The organism is Caballeronia pedi, assembly GCF_001544915.2.
Lineage (GTDB): Bacteria > Pseudomonadota > Gammaproteobacteria > Burkholderiales > Burkholderiaceae > Caballeronia > Caballeronia pedi.
In genome coordinates, this window is record NZ_FCOE02000001.1 from 531,248 (window position 1) to 550,789 (window position 19,542).

The window sequence follows — 19,542 nt, forward strand, 5'->3', positions numbered from 1 at the left end:
AGTGCTGACGATGGTGTGTAAAGAGACGTCGTTAAATATCGCAAAACGACAAATGACTGTGCAGCGTCAATTATTTGAGTCGAGTTGCACGACTTTCGGCAATAAGACAGGAGCGGTAAAGTCCTCTGCTTTGATCAATTTGTGCAAGAAATAATAAGGGCCGCCCCAACGTTACTGGGCAGCCCTATTCGTCGATCGAAGCACGTCATGAAGAACGCGCACTATTGAATCATTCGGCTTTGTGTACCGATCACCCCGTCACCGCCCCCTTGTTCGCCGGCTGCACGAGCGCCGCGAACTTCGCCAGCACGCCGCGCGTGTACTTCGGCGCGGGCTGCTTCCACGCGGCGCGGCGGCGCGCGAGCTCGGCATCGTCTACATTCAGTTGCAGCAGCAGCTTGTGCGCGTCGATGGTGATCGAATCGCCTTCCTGCACCAGCCCGATGGTGCCGCCCGCGTACGCTTCCGGCGCGACGTGGCCGACCACCATGCCCCACGTGCCGCCCGAGAAGCGCCCGTCGGTGATGAAGCCGACCGATTCACCCAGCCCCTTGCCGATGATCGCCGATGTCGGCGCGAGCATCTCCGGCATGCCGGGACCGCCTTGCGGGCCGAGATAGCGCAGCACGAGGATATCGCCGGCCTTGATCTTGTCGGCGAGAATCGCATCCATCGCGCTTTGCTCGTCGTCGAACACGCGCGCGGGGCCGGTGATGACCGGATTCTTCAGGCCCGTGATCTTCGCGACCGCGCCGTCTTCCGCGAGATTGCCGCGCAGGATCGCAAGATGGCCTTGCTTGTAGAGCGCCTGCTCGATCGGAAAGATGACCTTCTGATCCGCGCGCGGCTTGCTCGGCACATCCTTCAGTTCTTCCGCGATGGTGCGGCCGGTGATCGTCATGCAGTCGCCGTGCAGGAGGCCCGCATCGAGCAGGATCTTCAGTACTTGCGGGATGCCGCCGGCCTTGTGCAGATCCGTCGCGACATATTGACCCGACGGCTTCAGATCGCAGATCACCGGCACTTTCTTGCGCATGCGCTCGAAGTCGTCGATGCTCCATTCCACTTCCGCCGCGTGCGCGATCGCCAGAAAGTGCAGCACGGCGTTGGTCGAGCCGCCCGTCGCCATGATGAGCGCGACCGCGTTCTCGATCGACTTCTTCGTGATGATGTCGCGCGGCTTCAGATCCTTCTTCACCGCCTCGACGAGCACGCGCGCCGATTCCGCCGCGGAATCGACCTTTTCCTGATCCGGATTGGCCATCGTCGATGAATACATCAGCGACATGCCGAGCGCCTCGAACGAAGAACTCATCGTGTTCGCCGTGTACATGCCGCCGCACGAACCGGTCGACGGGCACGCGTTCTTCTCGACGCCCTTGAAATCCTCTTCCGACATGCGGCCGGCCGTGAATTCGCCGACCGCCTCGAACGACGACACGATCGTCAAGTCCTTGCCCTTCCAGTTGCCGGGGCGGATGGTGCCGCCGTACACGTAGATCGACGGCACGTTCATGCGCGCCATGCCGATCATGCCGCCGGGCATGTTCTTGTCGCAGCCGCCGATCACGACCACGCCGTCCATCCACTGGCCCTGCACGGCGGTCTCGATGCAGTCCGCGATCACTTCGCGCGACACGAGCGAGTACTTCATGCCTTCGGTGCCCATCGACATGCCGTCGGAAATCGTCGGCGTGCCGAAGATCTGCGGATTGGCGTCGGACTTCTTGATCGCTTCGATGGCGGCATCCGCGAGACGCTGCAGGCCCGCGTTGCACGGCGTGATGGTGGAATGCCCGTTCGCGACGCCGATCATCGGCTTGTCGAAGTCTTCCTCCTTGTAGCCGAGGGCGTAATACATCGAACGGTTGGGCGAGCGCGCGACGCCCTGGGTGATGTGCTTCGAGCGACGATTGAAGGCCATGGTGTGCTCCTGAGGGGATGTTTTTGGTCTAGTGCAGCAAGAATGCAGCCCCCGCGATGTGTCTGTCCAATATATTATTCAAGGCTTACTAGGTCGCAAAACATATCAATGGAGCAGAGAAATCCGCCCATCGAGCTGCGTCTGCTGCGCTATTTCGTGACGGTCGCCGAGGAGATGCACTTCGGCCGCGCCGCCGCGCGTCTCGCGATGACGCAGCCGCCGCTCTCGCAGGCGATCCGCGCGCTGGAAGACGCGCTCGGCGTCGCGCTCTTCGTTCGCACGAAACGGACCGTGGAACTCACGCCCGTCGGCAAGGACCTGTTGCCGGAAGTGCGCCGCCTGCTCGCGTCCGCCGATGCGCTGCGCCCGCTTGCGCAATCGCTCGCGCGCGGCGAGGCGGGCGTGCTGTCGCTCGCGTTCGTGTCGACGGCCGATTACGGTCTTCTGCCGGCGCTGCTGCGCGATTTCGGCGCGCGCTATCCCGGCGTGCGACTGCAACTGACCGAAGCGACCAGCGACGTGCAGATCGAAGAACTCGTCGCCGGGCGCATCGACGCGGGCCTCGTGATTCCGCCGCTGCCGCCGCGCTACGCGAGCGCGTTGTCGTATGTGGCCGTGGCGCGCGAACCGCTCGTCATCGCGATGTCCGCCGATGCGGCGCTGGAACTGGGGCAGGGCGCGCAGGAATGGGCCGATACGCCCGTCGATCTGCACGATCTCGTCGCGGCGCCGCTCGTCGTCTTCCCGAGACGGCTCGCGCCCGGTTTGTATGACATCATCATGGGCTGCTACGGCGCGGCGGGACTGACGCCGCGCATCGGCCAGGAGGCGATCCAGATGCAGACCATCGTGAGCCTCGTGTCCGCCGGCATGGGCGTCGCGCTCGTGCCGCAATCGCTGCGTCATCTGCGGCGCACGGGCGTGGTATACCGTCCGCTGCGCGTGGCGGGCGAGTCGGGCGTGTCAAAAATGGTCGTCGAAACCGGGCTCGTGTGGCGCGCGGCGGAAGTGAGCCCGGTGCTCGCCGGGTTCATCGAGATCGTCCGTTCGCGGGCCGAAAGCGCGGGTTCTGTATGATTCGCCCTTGTAGTTCGCTCAAGCTCTCACTTCAGAATGCTCATACATCCCAATTTCGATCCCATCGCGATCCATCTCGGACCGCTCGCCGTGCGCTGGTACGGCCTCATGTATCTGGTGGCGTTCGTATCGGCCATCGTCATCGGGCGGCTGCGTCTGCGGCTGCCGTATGTCGCGGCACAAGGCTGGACCGCGAAGGACATCGACGACATGCTGTTCTACGGCGTCCTCGGCACGATTCTCGGCGGGCGTCTCGGTTATGTGGTCTTCTACAAGGCGAGCTATTACGCGGCGCATCCGCTCGACATCTTCAAGGTGTGGGAAGGCGGCATGTCGTTTCACGGCGGCTTTCTCGGCGTGACGCTGGCGATGGTGCTGTTCGCGTTCCACCGCAAACGCACCTGGCTGCAAGTGACCGATTTCGTCGCGCCGATGGTGCCGCTCGGCCTCGCGGCGGGGCGTCTGGGCAACTTCATCAACGGCGAGCTGTGGGGCCGCGTGACGGACCCGAACGCGCCGTGGGCGATGCTGTTCCAGAATTCGACCAACGACGACGCGATCTGGCTCGCGAAAAATCCGCAACTCGATGCGCAGTACCATCTCACCGAGATTTTTCAGCGCTATCACATGCTGCCGCGCCATCCGTCGCAACTGTACGAGATCGCGCTGGAAGGGCTCGTGCTGTTCATCGTGATCTGGACGTTCTCGCGCAAGCAGCGGCCCGTGGGCGCAATTTCCGCGCTGTTTCTGATCGGTTATGGACTGGCGCGCTTCACCGTGGAATTCGCGCGTGAGCCGGACGATTATCTCGGCCTGCTGGCGTTCAACCTCTCGATGGGCCAGTGGCTCTCGCTGCCGATGATCATCGCGGGCGTGCTGATGATGGTATGGGCGTACAAGCGCAATCTGCGCCTGCCGCCCGAATCCGCGCAAGCCTGAGCGCGTGGCGGGGCGGCGTGCCCCGCATCGTTCAACGTCCCATCTGCACCGAGCCGGAGACGTCGACGGTCACCGTCGACGTGCCGGCTTCCATGGCGATCGGCGCGGCCATCTTCGCGTCGTTGCTCATCGCGCGCGCCTGCATCATCATGACCGGGCGCGGCTGACTCCCGCTGCGTCCGACATTCACTTCCCGAATCGTGAAATTGCTATAGCCGAACGCTTGCGCGGCGGTTTGCGCCTGCTTGCGGAACGAATCGATGGCTTGCGACACGAGCTTCTGCTCCGCCGCGCGCTGCGCTTCCGGCGACAGCGAGAACGCGACGCTGCCCACCTGCATCGACGAACTCATCTTGCCCGCGAGCTTCGACGCCGCCGCGAAATCGTGCGATTCGAGCACGACTTCCGTGCGGCCGCGCCATGCGGAGATCTTGCCGTCGCGGTCGGTGGTCGGGTAGACGGTGAACGAGCCGCTCTTGGCGGTCACGTTCTCGACGCCCTTGGCTTCGCGCAACGCGGCTTCTGCGCGCTGATTGAGCGTGTTGGTGAGCGAGGAGGGATCGGCCGCTTCCTGCTCGTAGAAGAGCGTGATGTCGACGACATCCTGCGGCACTTGCGCGTTGGCCTGCGCCGATAGGGACAGCACGCCCGAAGGCTGCGGCTGCGTAATCACCGTTTGTGCGGCGGCCATTTGAGAGAAGCTGAGCGCTGCGCCCGACATCGCGAGAAGCGCGAGCGCGGCAGCGGTTTTCTTGTTGATCATCGAAGGACTCCGAACGCGGGATATCGCGTGATTCGCGACGGACTTTAGGCGCGGCCCGCGTGTCGTAAGTTCCTTGTTAGACGAGTTGCTCGGTAATAAATCGCCATTGCGCTTCGGTCACCGGCGTGATCGACAGGCGATTGCCGCGCGCGAGCACCTGCATGTCGGCGAGTTCCTCGTGCTCGCGCAGCGCGGCGAGAGGAACGAGCGGCGTCTTCTTCACGAACTTCACGTCGACGAGCATCCAGCGCGGCGTTTCCTGCGTGGATTTCGGATCGTAGTAATCGCTCTTCGGATCGAATTGGGTGGGATCGGGATAGGCCGTCGAGCACACTTTCGCGATGCCCGCGATGCCCGGCTCCGGACAGCTGGAATGATAGAAGAGCACGCCGTCACCGATCTGCATCTGATCGCGCATGAAGTTTCGTGCCTGATAGTTGCGCACGCCGGTCCACGGCAAGGTTTTTTTCGGCGCGTGCGCGAGATGATCGATGCTCGCTTCGTCCGGTTCGGACTTCATCAGCCAGTAGCGCATGGTTGTTCGCTATGCGTGAATCGACGATGTGCCGATGCAAATGAAAACGGCACCGGAAAAACCGATGCCGTTCTTTTGAAGAGGTCCCCGCCACAGCCGCTAGGCCGGCATCCTGAACCTGGGTTCAAGATTGGTCGCGGTAAGCAACACTTCGGGTACATCGGACTAGCGACGCGCGCGCCCATGTTGCAAGGTTCCGCAACCGTGCCAATGTAGCATTGGTTCAAGGAATATATGACCTTGGCGAACCAGGCAGGGAAACGTCACTCTACACCAATCGTTTGCCTTCTGCAGCCTCTTGTCATCGATTCGGCGGTTTCTTTTTTCGATTGACATTGCGCGCTGATTGACTCAACGCGTGGACGCGTTACTGCGCTTCGTATTGCGCGATGACGGCGCCCAGTTGCTCGTTCATCGAATGCATCGTGCGGCGGATTTCTTCGGCGGGGAAAGCTTCGCCGTGGCGCACGCTGTCCTGCAGCTTAAGCAATTCCGACGCCAGCGAAAGCGCCGCCATGACCGCGATGCGATCCGTGCCGCGCACGTTGCTTGCATTGCGCACCTTGTTCATCTCGGCGTCGACGCGCGCGACCGCTTCACGCAGCGCGCCTTCCGTTTCCGGCGAGCACGCGAGGCGATACGGCTGCCCGAGAATGGAGACTTCGATCTGCGTGTTCGTCATGCCTTCTCTCCCTGATGATGTTCGCCGTGCAATTCCGCTTCATGTGCTTCCTGGGAATCGGCTTCGAGGAGATTGAGTTGATTGTCCGCTTCGGCATGTTGCGCGGACTTCGCACGCGGCAGCTTTTCGAGAATCGCGTTGAGGCGCACTTGCGCGTCGTCGATTTTCGCGGAGAGCGAGTCGCGTTCGGATTGCAGCGTGTCGCGTTCTTCACGCACCTGCTCGAGTTCGGCCTGCACGTTCGCGTGATCGGCGCGCAGCTGTTCGAGTTGTTCCTGCAGCGCTTCACGCGCCTGCTTGTGGCGCTCGCTGATCTGGATCAGCCGGCCGATATTTCCTGACAGTGATTCGAGTTCGTTGAGCATGTGCTGCGTCCTCTAAAGACCTCGCATTTTAGCGCGGTTCAACGGAGCTTCCGATAATTGTCTCGTTTCGAGACGTAACAGCATGCGATCTCGCGCTTAATCCATCGAATCAAGCGCATGTCGCCATGCATTCGTGTGCAGAAAAACGCGAGCGCCGATGCTTCGCTCGTGAAGGACAGGCCCGGCTGATTCTCGTTCGATTCGTCATGCGCCGCGCCAATCTGTCCGCGCCGTTTTCTTGACGGCCCCAACCCGCGCTCCTACACTTGCCGCACTTTTGGTGCTCGCATCCGCGGATCTCGCGGATGCAGTCAAACGGGAAACAGGGAGCGAAGTCCCCGAAGTTCAACCGGGACGAGCCAACCTGTGCTGCCCCCGCAACGGTAAGCGACCGCAACGCAAGTTGCAAGTCGTCTCATGCGCGTTTTTGCAGCGCGAGCGTGTGGATTTTCATCACATGGACTCGACTGCAAGAAACGTGTCGACGCCACTGCGCACGAATGCGCGGGAAGGCGAGACGATCCGTCGCCAGCCCGGATACCGGCCAAGGCTCGACGCATCGGCGTATATCGCGCGATGCGTTCGTCGCGCATCGTCCTCGCGGGGAGCGGGGTCGCGCTCACGCTCCACGGGAACGCTTTACACCATGTCATCGCCTCGGGGCGCGCTCGCCGCTCTCATCACCTTGCCGCTCGCCAGCGTCGCGCATGCCGCCGACGACCCATCGCAAACGCTTGCGCCGGTTGTCGTCACCGCGACGCGCGCGCCGCAGCCGCTCGCCGAATCGATCCCGCAGACATCGGTGTTCGACGAACAGGACATCGCCGACACCAACGCCACCGACGCGCTCGGCCTCGTCGCGCTCGCGCCCGGCGTGCAGGTCACGCGCAACGGCGGACCGGGCGCGAACTCGGGTCTCTACATCCGCGGCGCGGCGTCGTCGCAATCGCTGGTTCTGATCGACGGCGTGCGGGTCGAATCGGCGTCGCTCGGCGCGGCGCAGTTGTCGCAACTGATGCTCGACCAGATCGGGCGCGTCGAGGTCGTCAACGGCAATGTGTCGGCGCTGTACGGTTCGAATGCGATCGGCGGCGTCGTGCAGATTTTCACGAAGGAAGGCGAGCCGCATCCGCCGCGTTTCAGCTTCGAGGCCGAGTACGGCAGCTATCACACGCAGCGCCAGTCGGCGGGCGTGAACGGCGCGCTCGACAAGGACGGCCGCACGACCTTCAGCCTGAACGTGTCGCGCGAGAAGACCGACGGCTTTTCGTCGCTCGATCCGGCCATCGCGCCGGGCGCGAATCCGAACGCGAACGGCTATCTGAACGAGAGCGTCGCGGCGACGCTGCGTCATCAGTTCAGCGACAAATGGGATGCGGGCGTGCGCTTCCTGCAATCGAACGGCATCAACAGTTTCGACGATGCCTACGGTCAGCCTACCGACATCAACGAAACGCACGACCGCGTGCGCTCCACGTCCGTGTTCGCGAACGGCAGGATCACCGACGACTGGACCACGCACTTCATCATCGGGCAGGGACAGGACCGCGCGAATATCGAGCAGAACGGCGTCTATACGAGCCGCTTCAACTCGGAGAACCGTCAATACACCTGGCAGAACGATGTCAGGATCACCGAGGCGCACAAGCTGCTGTTCGGTTACGAGCATCTCGATCAGACGCTCGATTCCGATCAGTTCAGCGCGCCCGATCGTCACGTGAACTCGGTGTTCGCGGGCTACGTGGGGCATATCGGCGCGAGCGATTTGCAGGCGAATCTGCGTCACGACCAGTATTCCGATTTCGGCGGCGCGAACAGCTACTATCTGGGCTACGCGTACAACTTCGATACGCACTGGAAGGCGAGCGCGAGCTATGCGGCGTCGTTTCGCGCGCCGAGCTTCGACGACCTCTACTATCCGTTCAGCGGCAATCCGTCCATTCAGCCGGAGCGCAGCCATTCGGTGGAGGCGGCGTTGCAGTACGCATCGAATGCGCTCGGCGTCGCGCGCGTCACGCTGTTCCAGACGCGCTACTCGAATCTGATCGACTATGTGTCCGATGGCGGCTTCTACTATGTCGCGCAGAACGTCGGGCGCGCGAAAGTGCAGGGCATCGAGGGATCGTGGGCGGGCCATGTCGGCGCAACGGATGTGCGCGCGGGCGTGACGTTCCAGAATCCCGTCGACGAAACGAATAACCAGGACCTGACGCGGCGCGCGCGGCATTTCGCGACGTTCACCGCGCATCGCACGATCGGGCGCTGGCGCGTCGGCGGCGAGTGGATCGTGAGCGGAGAGCGCAGCGATTACGACTCGACGCTCGCGGGATATGGCATCGTGAATCTGTCGGCGCGCTACGACATCTCGAAGTCGTGGTACGTCACGGCGCGCATCGACAACCTGTTCGACAAGGACTATGAACTCGCGTACTCGTACAACACGCCACGACGCGGCGCCTATGTCACGCTCGGCTGGCATCCGTCGTGATCGGCGTCGTGAGCCGCGTCGTTGAGCGTTCGCGCGCGATGAACGCGAGTCGCGCGGCCGCGATCTGGTGCGCGCTCGGCATCGCGACGCTCGTCGTGCTCGTCGCGTCGCTCGCGTTGGGCAGCGTCGCGTTGCCGGTATCGCGTGCGATCGGCGCGCTCTTTCACGCGCATGCCGCGACACCCGATATCGCCGATGAAATCGTGCTCACGCTGCGCCTGCCGCGCGCGCTCGCCGGCTTCGCATCCGGCGCGCTGCTCGCGCTCGCCGGCGCGCTGTTGCAGGTGCTGTTGCGTAATCCGCTCGCAGAACCGTACGTGCTCGGCGTGTCCGGCGGTGCGGCAACCTTCGCGCTTACCGCGATGCTCGTCGCGTTGCCGTGGTGGGGCGTCGATATCGCCGCGTGCGCGGGCGCGTTCGCATCGATCGTCATCGTGCTCGGACTCGCGCGCCGCGATCTCTGGCAAAGCGGACAGGACGCGTCGCCGCGACTCTTGCTGACGGGCGTCGTGATCGCATCCGGATGGGGCGCGTTGATCACGCTGATGCTGAGCATCGCGCCCGAGAACCGGCTGCGCGGCATGATCTTCTGGCTGACGGGCGATCTCAACGGCGCGTCGGCGCCGTGGCCCGCATTGATCGCGCTCGCCGTCGCGCTCGTCGTGATCGTGCCGGTCGCACCGCAACTGAACGTGCTGCTGCGCGGCGACACCGCGGCGCGCGCGCTCGGCGTGCCGGTCGAACGCCTGCGTCTGCGTGTGTATCTCGTGGCGTCGATCGCCGCGGCGGCGGCGGTGACGACAGCCGGGACCATCGGCTTCGTCGGGCTCGTCGTGCCGCATCTGCTGCGCCTCGCGTTCGGCAACGATCAGCGCATGCTCGTGCCCGCCGCCGCGCTCGCGGGCGGCCTCGCCGTAATGGCCGCCGATCTCGCCGCGCGCACCGTGATCGCGCCCGCGCAATTGCCGGTGGGCGTCGTCACCGCGTTGATCGGCGTGCCGATGTTCCTGTGGATGCTCCTGCGGAGACCGCGATGACGCTGCGTCTCGATGCCATCGTGCTTCGCGTGGGCGCTCGCACGCTGATCGACGGGCTGACGCAGACGATGTCGGCGGGCGAGGTGTGGTGCATCGCCGGGCCGAACGGCGCGGGCAAGACGACGCTCATCAACGTGCTCGCCGGTCTCATGAAACCCGCATCGGGCCGCGTGTCGCTCGAAGGCCGCGCGCTCGCGTCATGGCGCGCGGCGGACCTCGCACGCGCACGCGCCTTGATGCCGCAAGCCACCCACGACGCCTTCAGCGCGACCGTGCTCGATACCCTGCTGCTCAACCGTTTTCCGTATCTGACCGGCTGGGGCTGGGAAAACGACGACGATCGCAGCGCCGCGCGCGCCGCGCTCGACATGCTCGGCCTTGCGTCGTTCGCCGCGCGCGATGTGCTGACGCTGTCCGGCGGCGAACGCCAGCGCGTCGCACTGGCGGCGGTGCTGTGCCAAAACGCGCCGCTGCTGTTGCTCGACGAACCGCTCTCGCATCTCGATCTGCATCATCAGATCGATTGCCTTCACGCACTGCGCGACGCGGCGCGCGAGCACGCGCGCACCATCGTGTTCTCGTGCCACGATCTGAATCTCGCGCGCCGTTTCGCGACGCACGCATTGTTGCTCGACGGTCACGGCGGCGCCTTCGCGGGCCGCGTCACCGACGTTCTGACGCCCGAACGCGCGAGCGCGGCTTTCGGCTATCCGCTCGCGTTGATCCGCGACGGCGAGCACGAAGCGCTCGTGCCATCCATTCATCGTTCATGAAAGGAATTTCGATGTCCACCCTCAACGACCTCCCGCTGCCCCGCGCACTCGACCGCGCCATCGAAGCGGAACTGCGCCGCATCATCGACATGAAGACGAAGCCACCGGGCAGCCTCGGCCGGCTCGAATCCCTCGCGCTGCAGATGGGTCTGATTCAACGCACGGTCGAGCCGCGCATCGAGCGTCCGGCGATGATCGTCTTTGCCGGCGATCACGGCATCGCGAAGGAGGGCGTGAGTTCGTATCCGCAGGAAGTGACCGCGCAGATGGTCGCGAATTTCTTGAGCGGAGGCGCGGCGATCAACGCGCTGTCGCGCTCGGTCGGCATGACGCTCGAAGTCGTCGATGCGGGCGTCGCGACGCCGATTCCCATCGATCACAGCTATGAACGTCTGTCGCTCGGACTCGGCACGCGCAACTTCGCGCAAGAACCGGCGATGTCGCGCGAGACCGCGCTCGAAGGCATTGCGCGTGGCGCTGCGCGCGTGCGGCATCACGCGTCGCTCGGCACCAACGTGATCGGCTTCGGCGAGATGGGCATCGCGAATACATCGGCGGCGGCGTGCCTGATGAGCCGCCTGTGCGGTTTGCCGATCGACGAATGCGTCGGGCGCGGCACGGGTCTCGACGATCGCGGCCTCGCGCATAAACGCGATGTGCTCGGCCGCGCGCTCGCGCTGCATCGCCATGAGGGCGACGCGATCGATACGCTCGCGACCTTCGGCGGCTTCGAAATCGCGATGATCACGGGCGCGTATCTCGCCGCCGCGTGCGCGGGCATGACGATTCTCGTCGATGGTTTCATCGCGACATCGGCATTGCTGGTGGCCGCGAAGATCGCGCCTGACGTGCTCGACTATTGCGTGTTCGCGCATGCGTCGAACGAGACGGGGCATCGCCGCATGCTGGCGCATTTCGATGCCGCGCCGCTGTTGCAACTCGATCTTCGGCTCGGCGAAGGCACGGGCGCGGCGCTCGCGCTGCCGATCCTGCGTGCGGCTGTCGCGTTCGTCGACGAGATGGCGAGCTTCGAGTCGGCGGGTGTATCGAACAAAGCCGATTGAGATGCGCGCGCTCGACGAACTGCGCTATTTCTTCACCGCGCTCGGCTATTTCACGCGCGTGCCGGTGCCGCGTTGGGTCGGCTTCGAGCGCGCGTATCTGAATGCGGCGGCGCGTTACTTTCCGCTCGTCGGCGCGATGGTCGGCGGCGTCGCGGCGCTCGTCTATCTCGCGGCGTTGCGTGTGTTTCCCGCGAGTGTCGCGGTGCTGCTTTCGATGGCCGCGACGCTCGTGCTGACAGGCGCGTTCCACGAAGACGGACTCGCCGATTGCGTCGATGCATTCGGCGGCGCGTACACGCGCGAAGATGCATTGCGCATCATGCACGACTCGCGCATCGGCGCGTTCGGCGCGATTGCATTGATGATCGCGCTTGCGTTGAAGTGGCAGACGCTTGCGCTTATGCCGCCGCAACGCGTCGCGTGGACGATGATCGCCGCGCACGCCGCGAGCCGCGTGTTCGCGATCAGCTATCTCGTCACGCTCGATTACGTGCGCGCGGAAGGCAAGGCGAAACCCGTCGCGCAGCGCATGAGTCTTGCGTCGTTCGCGCTGGCGCTCGTGTTCGGCTTGCCTTGGCTTTTCGTGATCGACTGGAAGTTCGCGTGCTTCACGATCGGTGCGCTCGTCGTGTTGCGCTTTTTCATCGGACGCTACTTCGTGCGGCGCATCGGCGGCTATACCGGCGATTGCCTCGGTTTCGCACAGCAGGTGTTCGAAATCGCGATCTATCTCATCGGGCTCGCATGGATCTCGTTCTGATCCGGCATCCGGAAGTCGCCATCGAGGCGGGCGTTTGCTATGGGCAAACCGATGTGCCCTTGCAACGCGATGCGCGTGAACTGGCCAGTGCATTGACGGCGCGCATGACGGCGCTGAACGTGCCAGCGTGTGTCGATGGATGGCATGCGAGCCCGCTTCGGCGCTGTGCATCGCTCGCGCATGCGCTGGCCGTTGATCCGCATATCGACGCGCGGCTTTCAGAAATGCACTTCGGCGCGTGGGAAGGCCTTGCGTGGGATGCGATCGATCGCGCGCTCATCGATGCGTGGGCCGGCGATATCGAACATGCGCGTCCGCATGGCGGGGAGAGTCTCGCGCAGTTCGCGCAACGCGTGATCGCGTGGTTCGAATCGACGTGTGTCGATCAGAAGGCCGTGCATGTGATCGCGCATGCGGGCGTCGTGCGGGTGATTGCGGCGCATCTGCTCGGGATCGCGCGTGAGGACGCGTTGCAGTGGCCGCTGGATTTCGGCGCGGTCGCGTGGTTCAGGCGCGTGCGCGGGGAGTGGGTGCTCGTGCGGTGGAATGCTTAGTCATTTCACCCGCCGCCCCCGCGCCGCTTCCAGATCGCGGCAAAGCTCCGCCGCACCCAGCGCAAGCCTCGGCGTAGGCCGATTGATGAGATCCCCGTCGATGCCAAAGAGATTGCCCCGCGCCACCGCCGTCAACGACTGCCAACGCTTCCATCGGTCGAGCGCTGGCAACGGGCGATCCGGTTCCGTCGCGCCGGGCGTCGAGGTGACGATCGCTTCGGGATTCGCCGCGAGCACGGCTTCGGTCGATATCGTCGGCACGCGCGGCTTTTCCGCCGCGAACACGTTCACGCCGCCGCACAGCCCGATCACTTCGTCGAAGACGTTGTCGCGATTGAGCGTCATCAGCGGATCGTCCCAGACCTGATAGAACACGCTCACCGGCGGCCGCTGCGCATAACGCGCGCGCAACTGCGCGATGTCGCGGGTGAACGCATCGGACGCGTCGCGCGCGCGTGCCTGCGTGCCTAGCAGCGCGCCCAGTTTGTCGATGCTCGTCGCGATATCGTCCAGATGCTTCGGCTCGCTGAAGTAGATCGGGATGCCGAGCGCCGTCAGCCGGTCCATCTGGCGCGCCGCATTGCCATGCCGCCACACGACGATCAGGTCCGGATGCAGCGCGACGATGCGTTCGAGATCGAGCGCCTTGTTGTCGCCGACGCGCGCAATCGCCCGCGCTTCCTTCGGATAGTCGCTGTACGTCACCGCGCCGACGATGCGCGCGCCGCCGCCCGCCGCGAACAGCAATTCGGTGACGTGCGGCGCGAGACTGACCACGCGTTCGGCGGGTTTGGCGAGCGTGACGGATGCGCCGCTGTCATCAATGACGGTGATCGCATGCGCTTGCGTCATTTGTGTCATCCAGCAGCCGATCAGCAATGCGAACACACGACGCAGCATCACGCGCAAATCTCCCGCAGCGCGAGCGTGAGGCGCGCCCAATCACCCTCCGTGCCCGGCAAGCCGACGCGCAGACTCGGCGTCATGCCGGGCGGATCGAAGAGGCGCGTCCAGATGCCGCGCAGCGCCAGTGCGTGTTGAAGTTCGGGCGCTCCGGGCGTCGGTGTCCAGGCGAAAAGCGGCGTCCCACGCACGTCGAAACCGTGGCTCGCGATCAAGGCGGCGAGACGCGCGCCATCGCGTTGCAGTTGCGCGCGCGTTTCGCGCTGCCATCCGATATCCGCGAAAGCGGCGACGACGGCATGCCGCGCCGGACCGCTCACGGTCCACGCGCCGAGCGCATCGCGCAAGGCATCGGCGATGGAAGGCGCGGCGAGCACGAAGCCCGCGCGGATGCCCGCGAGCCCGAAAAACTTGCCGACCGAACGCAGCACGACGAGGCCATCGCGCGCGGTGTCGCCTGCCAGGGACGACGCGGGATCGACATCGGCGAACGCTTCATCGACGATCAGCGTCCCGCCGCGCGATGCGAGTTGCGCGTGCCAATGCAAAAGCGTGTCGCGTGACATGCGTTGCGCGGTCGGATTGTTCGGATTGGCGACGATCACGTGATCGAGCGTCGCGGGCAAATCGTGCGCGTCGATATCGAGCGTCGCGATGGCGTGCCCCGCGCGCATGAAGGCCGGCGCATATTCGCCGTAGGTCAACGGCGCGACGCCCGCCGTGCCGCGACGCAGAAGCGTGGGCAACGCGCGGATCGCCGCCTGCGAGCCCGCCACGGGCAACGCGAACGGCGCGCCGTAATAGCGCGCGGCGCACTCGTCCAAACCATCGCCGTCTTCGGGCAGACGCCGCCATGCATCGGGCGGCACGGGCGGCACCGGATAGCCGCGCGGATTGATGCCGGTCGACAGATCGAGCCAGTCATCGAAGGCAATCGCGTAGCGGCGCGCGGCTTCGCGCAGATTGCCGCCGTGTCGGATGGTTTGCGCCATGTCAGCCACTCGTCGTCGCGCCCAGAGCCGCGAGCACTAAAAATACCGCGAGCCACATCAGCGTCGCGCGCTCGACGAGCCGCAACGCCGCGACCACATGCTTCGGGTTCGCCGTGTGTCCCGCGCCGAGCGTCGGCCGCGTTTCGGTCACGCCGTGGTACACCGCCGCGCCGCCGATCAGCACGTTCAGGCTGCCCGCGCCCGCGGCCATCACCGGACCCGCGTTCGGGCTGTCCCACGAGCGCGCCTGCGTGCGCCAGCAGTGCCACGCCATCTGCGTATCGCCCGCGAGCGCGTAGGTCGCCGCCGTGAGCCGCGCGGGGATGAAGTTGAGCACATCGTCGAAGCGCGCGGCCGCCCAGCCGAAGCGCAGATAGCGCGGCGTGCGATAGCCCCACATCGCGTCGAGCGTATTGGCGAGACGGAACATCAGCGCGCCCGGACCGCCCGCGACCGCGAACCAGAAGAGCGCGCCGAAGATCGCGTCGTTGCCGTTTTCCAGCGCGGATTCCACGGCCGCGCGCGACAGGGCGTTCTCATCGGCTTTCGATGTATCGCGCGACACGATGCGCGAGGTCAGCGTGCGCGCACTGTCGATATCGCCGAGGCTCAACGCTCGCGCGATCGGCGCGATATGCTGGCGCAGGCTCTTCGCGCCGAGCGCGAACCAGAGCAGCAGCACATGCACGAGACACGCATAGCCGAACGGCAGCACGCTGACGAGCCACCACGCGATGACCACCGGCGGTGCGACCGCGACGAACCACGCGAGAATGCCCGCCGGCCGCGCGCGAAAGCCGGTGTTCATGCGCGCTTCGAGCTTCGTCGCGAACTGGCCGAAGCCGACGAGCGGATGCCGCGCGCGCGGCTCGCCGAAAATGCGATCGACGATCACGCCGAGCACCGCGAGCAGCGCCATCGCGTAGGCGGAGAGCAGGAGCATCGCGCCTATCCCTTGAGCGTGAGCGGTAGACCCGCGACCATCATCGTCACGCGCGTGCTCGCGGCGGCGACGCGCTGGTTCAGGCGGCCGAGTTCATCGACGTAAAGACGCGTGACCGAGCCGAGCGGCACCACGCCCAGCCCGATTTCATTGCTCACGACGATCACCTTGCCGCGCGTATTTGCGAGCGCGGTATCGAATTGCGCGAAGGCATCGCGTGCGCTGACGGGCAAGACGGCGATCTCATCGTTCGCGCTCGCCGATGCGAACAGCACATTCGCGAGCCACAGCGTCAGGCAGTCGATCAGCACGCAATGCCCCGCGCGGTCCGCTTCGCGCAACGCGCCCGCGAGATCGAGCGGCGCTTCGAGCAGCGCCCAGTGCGCGGGCCTGCGTTCGCGATGATGCCGCACGCGCTCGGCGAATTCCGCATCATCGCCGATGCGTGCGGTCGCGATATACGTGACGGGCAATCCGCTTTCGGCGGCAAGGCGTTCGGCGTGCGCGCTCTTGCCGGAACGCGCGCCGCCGAGGATGAACGTGAGATCGGGAGTCATCGCGATATTGTACTGACGGGCTAAGATAGCGCGTCGTTCTTCATGAGACTCTTCCGATGCCATTCACGCCACGCGGCTCGCTGATGATCCAGGGCACGACGTCCGATGCCGGCAAGAGCACGCTCGTCGCCGGATTGTGCCGTCTCGCGCGGCGCGGCGGTGTGCGGGTCGCGCCGTTCAAGCCGCAGAACATGGCGCTCAACAGCGCGGTGACCGTCGATGGCGGCGAGATCGGCCGCGCGCAGGCGCTGCAGGCTGTCGCGGCCGGCGTCGATGCGCGCATCGACTTCAATCCGGTGCTGCTCAAACCGACGAGCGATCGCGGCGCGCAGGTCATCATCCACGGTCACGCGCACGCCAATCTCGATGCGCGCGCGTATCACGACTACAAGCGTATCGCGTTCGACGCCGTGCTCGCGTCCTACGCGCGCTTGCAGAGCGAGTTCGACGCGGTGATCGTCGAAGGCGCGGGCAGTCCCGCCGAAATCAATCTGCGCGACGGCGATATCGCCAACATGGGATTCGCGGAGCGCGTCGATTGCCCGGTCGTGCTCATCGCCGATATCGATCGCGGGGGCGTGTTCGCGCACCTCGTCGGCACGCTGGCGTGCCTGTCGGAGAGCGAACGCGCGCGCGTGCGCGGCTTCGTCATCAACCGGTTTCGCGGGGATATCGGCTTGCTCGAACCGGGGCTCGACTGGCTTACGGCGCAGACCGGCAAGCCGGTGTTCGGCGTGCTGCCGTATCTGCACGGCCTGACGCTCGACGCCGAAGACATGCTCCCGAGCCAGCCGCACGTTCGCGGCGCGGCGAGCGTTTTGAAGGTGATTGTGCCTGCCTTGCCGCGCATCAGCAATCACACGGATTTCGATGCGCTGCGCGCGCATCCTCAGGTCGATTTCAGCTATGTGCGCGCCGGCGTCGCGCCGCCGCCCGCCGATCTGATCGTGCTGCCCGGCTCGAAAAGCGTGCAGCGCGATCTCGCGTGGCTGCGCGCGAACGGCTGGGATCGCGCGATCGAACGGCATCTGCGTTACGGCGGCAAGCTGATCGGCATCTGTGGCGGCATGCAGATGCTCGGGCGCACGATCGACGACCCGGATGGCGTCGAAGGCGCGCCGGGTTGTGTTGAGGGACTCGGGTTGCTGGAACTCTTCACCGTGCTCACGCAGCAGAAGCAGCTGGAGAATGTCGTTGGCCGATTGACCATCGACGGCACGCACGCGAGCGTGCGCGGCTACGAAATCCACATGGGCCGCACGCACGGCGCGGCGCTCGCGCGTCCACTCGTCGCGCTGGATTCGGGGCGCGTCGACGGTGCGGTATCCGACGATAGCCAGATCGCCGCGACCTATCTGCACGGCATATTCGATACACCCGAAGCGTGCGCCGCGTTGCTCGCGTGGGCGGGCGTGCAGGGCGCCGAGCCGCTCGATTACCCGTCGCTGCGCGAAGCGTCGCTCGACCGGCTGGCCGATTCGTTCGCGCAATCGCTCGATCTGGACGCGTTACAGGCCGCGTTCGCTCAATAAAGAATCATCTGCGTGCAGCGGAACATGGCGATGAGCTTGCCGTCGCCATTCGTCACCGTCGCGTCCCACACCTGCGTGCTGCGCCCGAGATGCACGGCTGTCGCCTTCGCGACGATTTTCCCGTCGCGCGCGGTCGAGACGTGGTTGCTCTTCAGTTCGAGCGTCGTGAAGTTCTGCGCCTTGTCTGGCAGATGCGCGATGCACGCGTAGCCGCAACACGTATCCGCCAGTCCGATGACGGTCGCCGCATGCAGAAAGCCGTTCGGCGCGAGCAACTCCGGACGGATCACGAGTTCGCCGCTCAACTGGCCCTGATCGAGCGAAATCAGTTGTACGCCGAGCAGGTCGGGCAGGCGGCCTTTCTGGCGGTTGCGCAGGAAATCGAGAGTGACGTCGGGGCGGAGTGCGGTCATGGGTATCGTCGTGTCGAAGAGTTGAATTTGGCATGGCCGTTCGGTCAACATGCCGGATGCATCACTTTTGCCGATAATATCAACGCTCGAATCATGCACCTGTTCTCATCAAGACGAAATCGCGCGCGGTGGGGCGTGCGCGCGCTCAACAAAATCCAGGACACTTCATGACCGTGATCGTGGTGGCAAATCCGAAGGGCGGCGTCGGCAAAAGCACGCTCGCAACCAATCTGGCAGGGCATTTCGCGGCAGGCGGCGAATGGGTCGCGCTCGCCGATCTCGACAAGCAGCGCTCGTCGCACGCGTGGCTGTCACTGCGCGACGACACGCTGCCGAAGATCGAGGAATGGGCGATCGACGTCGATGCCCCCGCCAAACCGCCGAAAGGTCTGGAGAAAGCCGTGGTCGATACGCCTGCCGGCGTGCACGGCAACCGGCTCGCGCTCGCGCTGGAACTGGCCGACAAGGTGATCGTGCCGCTCCAGCCGTCGATGTTCGACATCCTCGCGACGCAGGACTTTCTCGCCAAGCTGGCGAAGGAAAAGGCGGTGCGCAAGGGCGCGATCGAAGTCGGCGTGGTCGGCATGCGCGTAGATGCGCGCACACGCTCGGCGGACCAGTTGCATCGCTTCGTCGAAGGGCTCGACCTGCCGGTGCTCGGCTTCCTGCGCGACACGCAGAACTACGTGCAGCTCGCCGCGCATGGACTCACCATCTGGGACGTGGCGAAAAGCCGCGTCGAGAAGGATCTGGAGCAGTGGGCGCCCATCATCGAATGGGTGGTGAAGAAATGAAAAAGCCGGCATCCTTCGAGGAGTCGCCGGCTTCTTCATGCAACAGCGTTGAAATCAGGTCCAGTTCTGCGTCGGGACGTGATCGCGGCTGCCCTTGATGCGGTTGTCGTCGTCGACGAATACGAGATTCGGCTTCCAGCCCGCCTTGATCTCTTCTTCGTCCACCTGCGCGAACGCCGCGATGATCACGAGATCGCCCAGTTGCGCGCGGCGCGCCGCCGAGCCGTTCAGCGAGATCATGCCGCTGCCGCGCTCGCCCTTGATCGCGTAGGTGGTGAGGCGCTCGCCGTTGTTCACGTTCCAGATGTCGATCTGCTCGTTTTCCATCAGGTTCGCGGCTTCGAGCAGGTCTTCGTCGATCGCGCACGAGCCTTCGTAGTGCAATTCGCAGTGCGTGACCGTCGCGCGGTGGATTTTCGATTTGAGCATAGTGCGCTGCATGATGCT

General features: G+C 64.9%; 21 protein-coding genes, 1 other RNA gene and 1 riboswitch. Of the genes, 10 read left to right on the forward strand and 12 right to left on the reverse strand.

The window, feature by feature from the left end:
- Positions 1–250: 250 nt before the first annotated feature.
- Positions 251–1,924: a dihydroxy-acid dehydratase gene (gene ilvD / locus AWB80_RS02460; protein ID WP_061173021.1), complete on the reverse strand. Its 1,674-nt coding sequence runs from the start codon at positions 1,922–1,924 to the stop codon at positions 251–253.
- Positions 1,925–2,032: 108 nt separating this feature from the next.
- Between ilvD and AWB80_RS02465 the strand changes: the two genes are divergently transcribed.
- Together AWB80_RS02465 and lgt are read left to right on the forward strand one after the other, a co-directional pair.
- Positions 2,033–3,001 (forward strand): LysR family transcriptional regulator, encoded by a 969-nt coding sequence (locus tag AWB80_RS02465; RefSeq protein WP_061173022.1) that lies wholly within the window; start codon positions 2,033–2,035, stop codon positions 2,999–3,001.
- A gap of 36 nt (positions 3,002–3,037) precedes the next feature.
- Positions 3,038–3,940, forward strand: coding sequence for a prolipoprotein diacylglyceryl transferase (lgt, locus tag AWB80_RS02470; RefSeq protein ID WP_061173023.1), 903 nt, complete (start codon positions 3,038–3,040; stop codon positions 3,938–3,940).
- Positions 3,941–3,971: 31 nt separating this feature from the next.
- Here lgt and AWB80_RS02475 read toward each other — a convergent pair whose 3' ends face one another.
- The 5 genes from AWB80_RS02475 to AWB80_RS02495 form a co-directional block, all read right to left on the reverse strand.
- A complete protein-coding gene (locus AWB80_RS02475) occupies positions 3,972–4,703 on the reverse strand; it encodes an SIMPL domain-containing protein (protein WP_208635592.1) in 732 nt (243 codons plus the stop codon).
- 76 nt (positions 4,704–4,779) lie between these two features.
- Positions 4,780–5,238, reverse strand: a complete 459-nt coding sequence (locus AWB80_RS02480; RefSeq protein WP_061173024.1) for an EVE domain-containing protein — start codon at positions 5,236–5,238, stop codon at positions 4,780–4,782.
- An 80-nt stretch (positions 5,239–5,318) separates the two neighbouring features.
- Positions 5,319–5,500: non-coding RNA, 6S RNA (gene ssrS / locus AWB80_RS02485), on the reverse strand.
- A gap of 105 nt (positions 5,501–5,605) precedes the next feature.
- Positions 5,606–5,920, reverse strand: coding sequence for a cell division protein ZapA (locus AWB80_RS02490; RefSeq protein WP_061173025.1), 315 nt, complete (start codon positions 5,918–5,920; stop codon positions 5,606–5,608).
- Positions 5,917–6,285, reverse strand: a complete 369-nt coding sequence (locus AWB80_RS02495) for a hypothetical protein (RefSeq protein WP_061173026.1) — start codon at positions 6,283–6,285, stop codon at positions 5,917–5,919. Before AWB80_RS02495 ends, AWB80_RS02490 begins: the two co-directional genes overlap by 4 nt.
- Before the next feature lie 260 nt (positions 6,286–6,545).
- A riboswitch (cobalamin riboswitch) is annotated at positions 6,546–6,848 on the forward strand.
- Positions 6,849–6,931: 83 nt separating this feature from the next.
- Between AWB80_RS02495 and AWB80_RS02500 the strand changes: the two genes are divergently transcribed.
- Genes AWB80_RS02500 through cobC form a run of 6 tightly spaced genes read left to right on the forward strand, consistent with a single transcriptional unit; the run spans position 6,932 to position 12,961 of the window.
- Entirely contained in the window at positions 6,932–8,773 is a 1,842-nt protein-coding gene (locus tag AWB80_RS02500; protein ID WP_061173027.1) for a TonB-dependent receptor domain-containing protein, read from the forward strand.
- A gap of 38 nt (positions 8,774–8,811) precedes the next feature.
- On the forward strand, positions 8,812–9,810 hold the full coding sequence (locus AWB80_RS02505) for a FecCD family ABC transporter permease (protein ID WP_061173109.1): 999 nt from the start codon (positions 8,812–8,814) through the stop codon (positions 9,808–9,810).
- Entirely contained in the window at positions 9,807–10,583 is a 777-nt protein-coding gene (locus AWB80_RS02510) for an ABC transporter ATP-binding protein (RefSeq protein ID WP_061173028.1), read from the forward strand. The genes AWB80_RS02505 and AWB80_RS02510 overlap by 4 nt, the downstream gene beginning before the upstream one ends.
- Positions 10,584–10,594: 11 nt before the next feature.
- Positions 10,595–11,647 (forward strand): nicotinate-nucleotide--dimethylbenzimidazole phosphoribosyltransferase, encoded by a 1,053-nt coding sequence (gene cobT, locus AWB80_RS02515; protein ID WP_061173108.1) that lies wholly within the window; start codon positions 10,595–10,597, stop codon positions 11,645–11,647.
- A 1-nt stretch (position 11,648) separates the two neighbouring features.
- Positions 11,649–12,407, forward strand: coding sequence for an adenosylcobinamide-GDP ribazoletransferase (locus AWB80_RS02520; protein ID WP_061173029.1), 759 nt, complete (start codon positions 11,649–11,651; stop codon positions 12,405–12,407).
- A complete protein-coding gene (gene cobC, locus AWB80_RS02525) occupies positions 12,392–12,961 on the forward strand; it encodes an alpha-ribazole phosphatase family protein (RefSeq protein WP_061173030.1) in 570 nt (189 codons plus the stop codon). The genes AWB80_RS02520 and cobC overlap by 16 nt, the downstream gene beginning before the upstream one ends.
- On the opposite strand, the gene AWB80_RS02530 is transcribed toward cobC, so the two are convergent.
- The 4 genes from AWB80_RS02530 to cobU are packed head-to-tail and all read right to left on the reverse strand — an operon-like array spanning position 12,962 to position 16,356.
- Positions 12,962–13,870 carry a cobalamin-binding protein gene (locus tag AWB80_RS02530; protein ID WP_482764094.1) on the reverse strand — a complete coding sequence of 303 codons (909 nt, stop codon included), beginning with the start codon at positions 13,868–13,870 and terminating at the stop codon, positions 12,962–12,964.
- Positions 13,861–14,856 (reverse strand): threonine-phosphate decarboxylase CobD, encoded by a 996-nt coding sequence (gene cobD, locus AWB80_RS02535; protein WP_061173032.1) that lies wholly within the window; start codon positions 14,854–14,856, stop codon positions 13,861–13,863. The genes AWB80_RS02530 and cobD overlap by 10 nt, the downstream gene beginning before the upstream one ends.
- 1 nt (position 14,857) lies before the next feature.
- On the reverse strand, positions 14,858–15,799 hold the full coding sequence (gene cbiB / locus AWB80_RS02540) for an adenosylcobinamide-phosphate synthase CbiB (RefSeq protein ID WP_061173033.1): 942 nt from the start codon (positions 15,797–15,799) through the stop codon (positions 14,858–14,860).
- 5 nt (positions 15,800–15,804) lie between these two features.
- Positions 15,805–16,356, reverse strand: coding sequence for a bifunctional adenosylcobinamide kinase/adenosylcobinamide-phosphate guanylyltransferase (gene cobU / locus AWB80_RS02545; protein ID WP_061173034.1), 552 nt, complete (start codon positions 16,354–16,356; stop codon positions 15,805–15,807).
- Between the two features lie 56 nt (positions 16,357–16,412).
- On the opposite strand from cobU, the gene AWB80_RS02550 reads away from it, so the two are divergent.
- Entirely contained in the window at positions 16,413–17,888 is a 1,476-nt protein-coding gene (locus tag AWB80_RS02550; protein WP_061173035.1) for a cobyric acid synthase, read from the forward strand.
- On the opposite strand, the gene AWB80_RS02555 is transcribed toward AWB80_RS02550, so the two are convergent.
- Positions 17,882–18,301, reverse strand: a complete 420-nt coding sequence (locus AWB80_RS02555; RefSeq protein ID WP_061173036.1) for a PaaI family thioesterase — start codon at positions 18,299–18,301, stop codon at positions 17,882–17,884. The two genes, AWB80_RS02550 and AWB80_RS02555, sit on opposite strands and share 7 nt — an antisense overlap.
- 167 nt (positions 18,302–18,468) lie before the next feature.
- Here AWB80_RS02555 and AWB80_RS02560 point away from each other — a divergent pair, with 167 nt between their 5' ends.
- Entirely contained in the window at positions 18,469–19,095 is a 627-nt protein-coding gene (locus AWB80_RS02560) for a ParA family protein (RefSeq protein WP_061173037.1), read from the forward strand.
- A gap of 54 nt (positions 19,096–19,149) precedes the next feature.
- Here AWB80_RS02560 and panD read toward each other — a convergent pair whose 3' ends face one another.
- Positions 19,150–19,536 (reverse strand): aspartate 1-decarboxylase, encoded by a 387-nt coding sequence (gene panD, locus AWB80_RS02565; RefSeq protein WP_061173038.1) that lies wholly within the window; start codon positions 19,534–19,536, stop codon positions 19,150–19,152.
- Between the last annotated feature and the right edge of the window lie 6 nt (positions 19,537–19,542).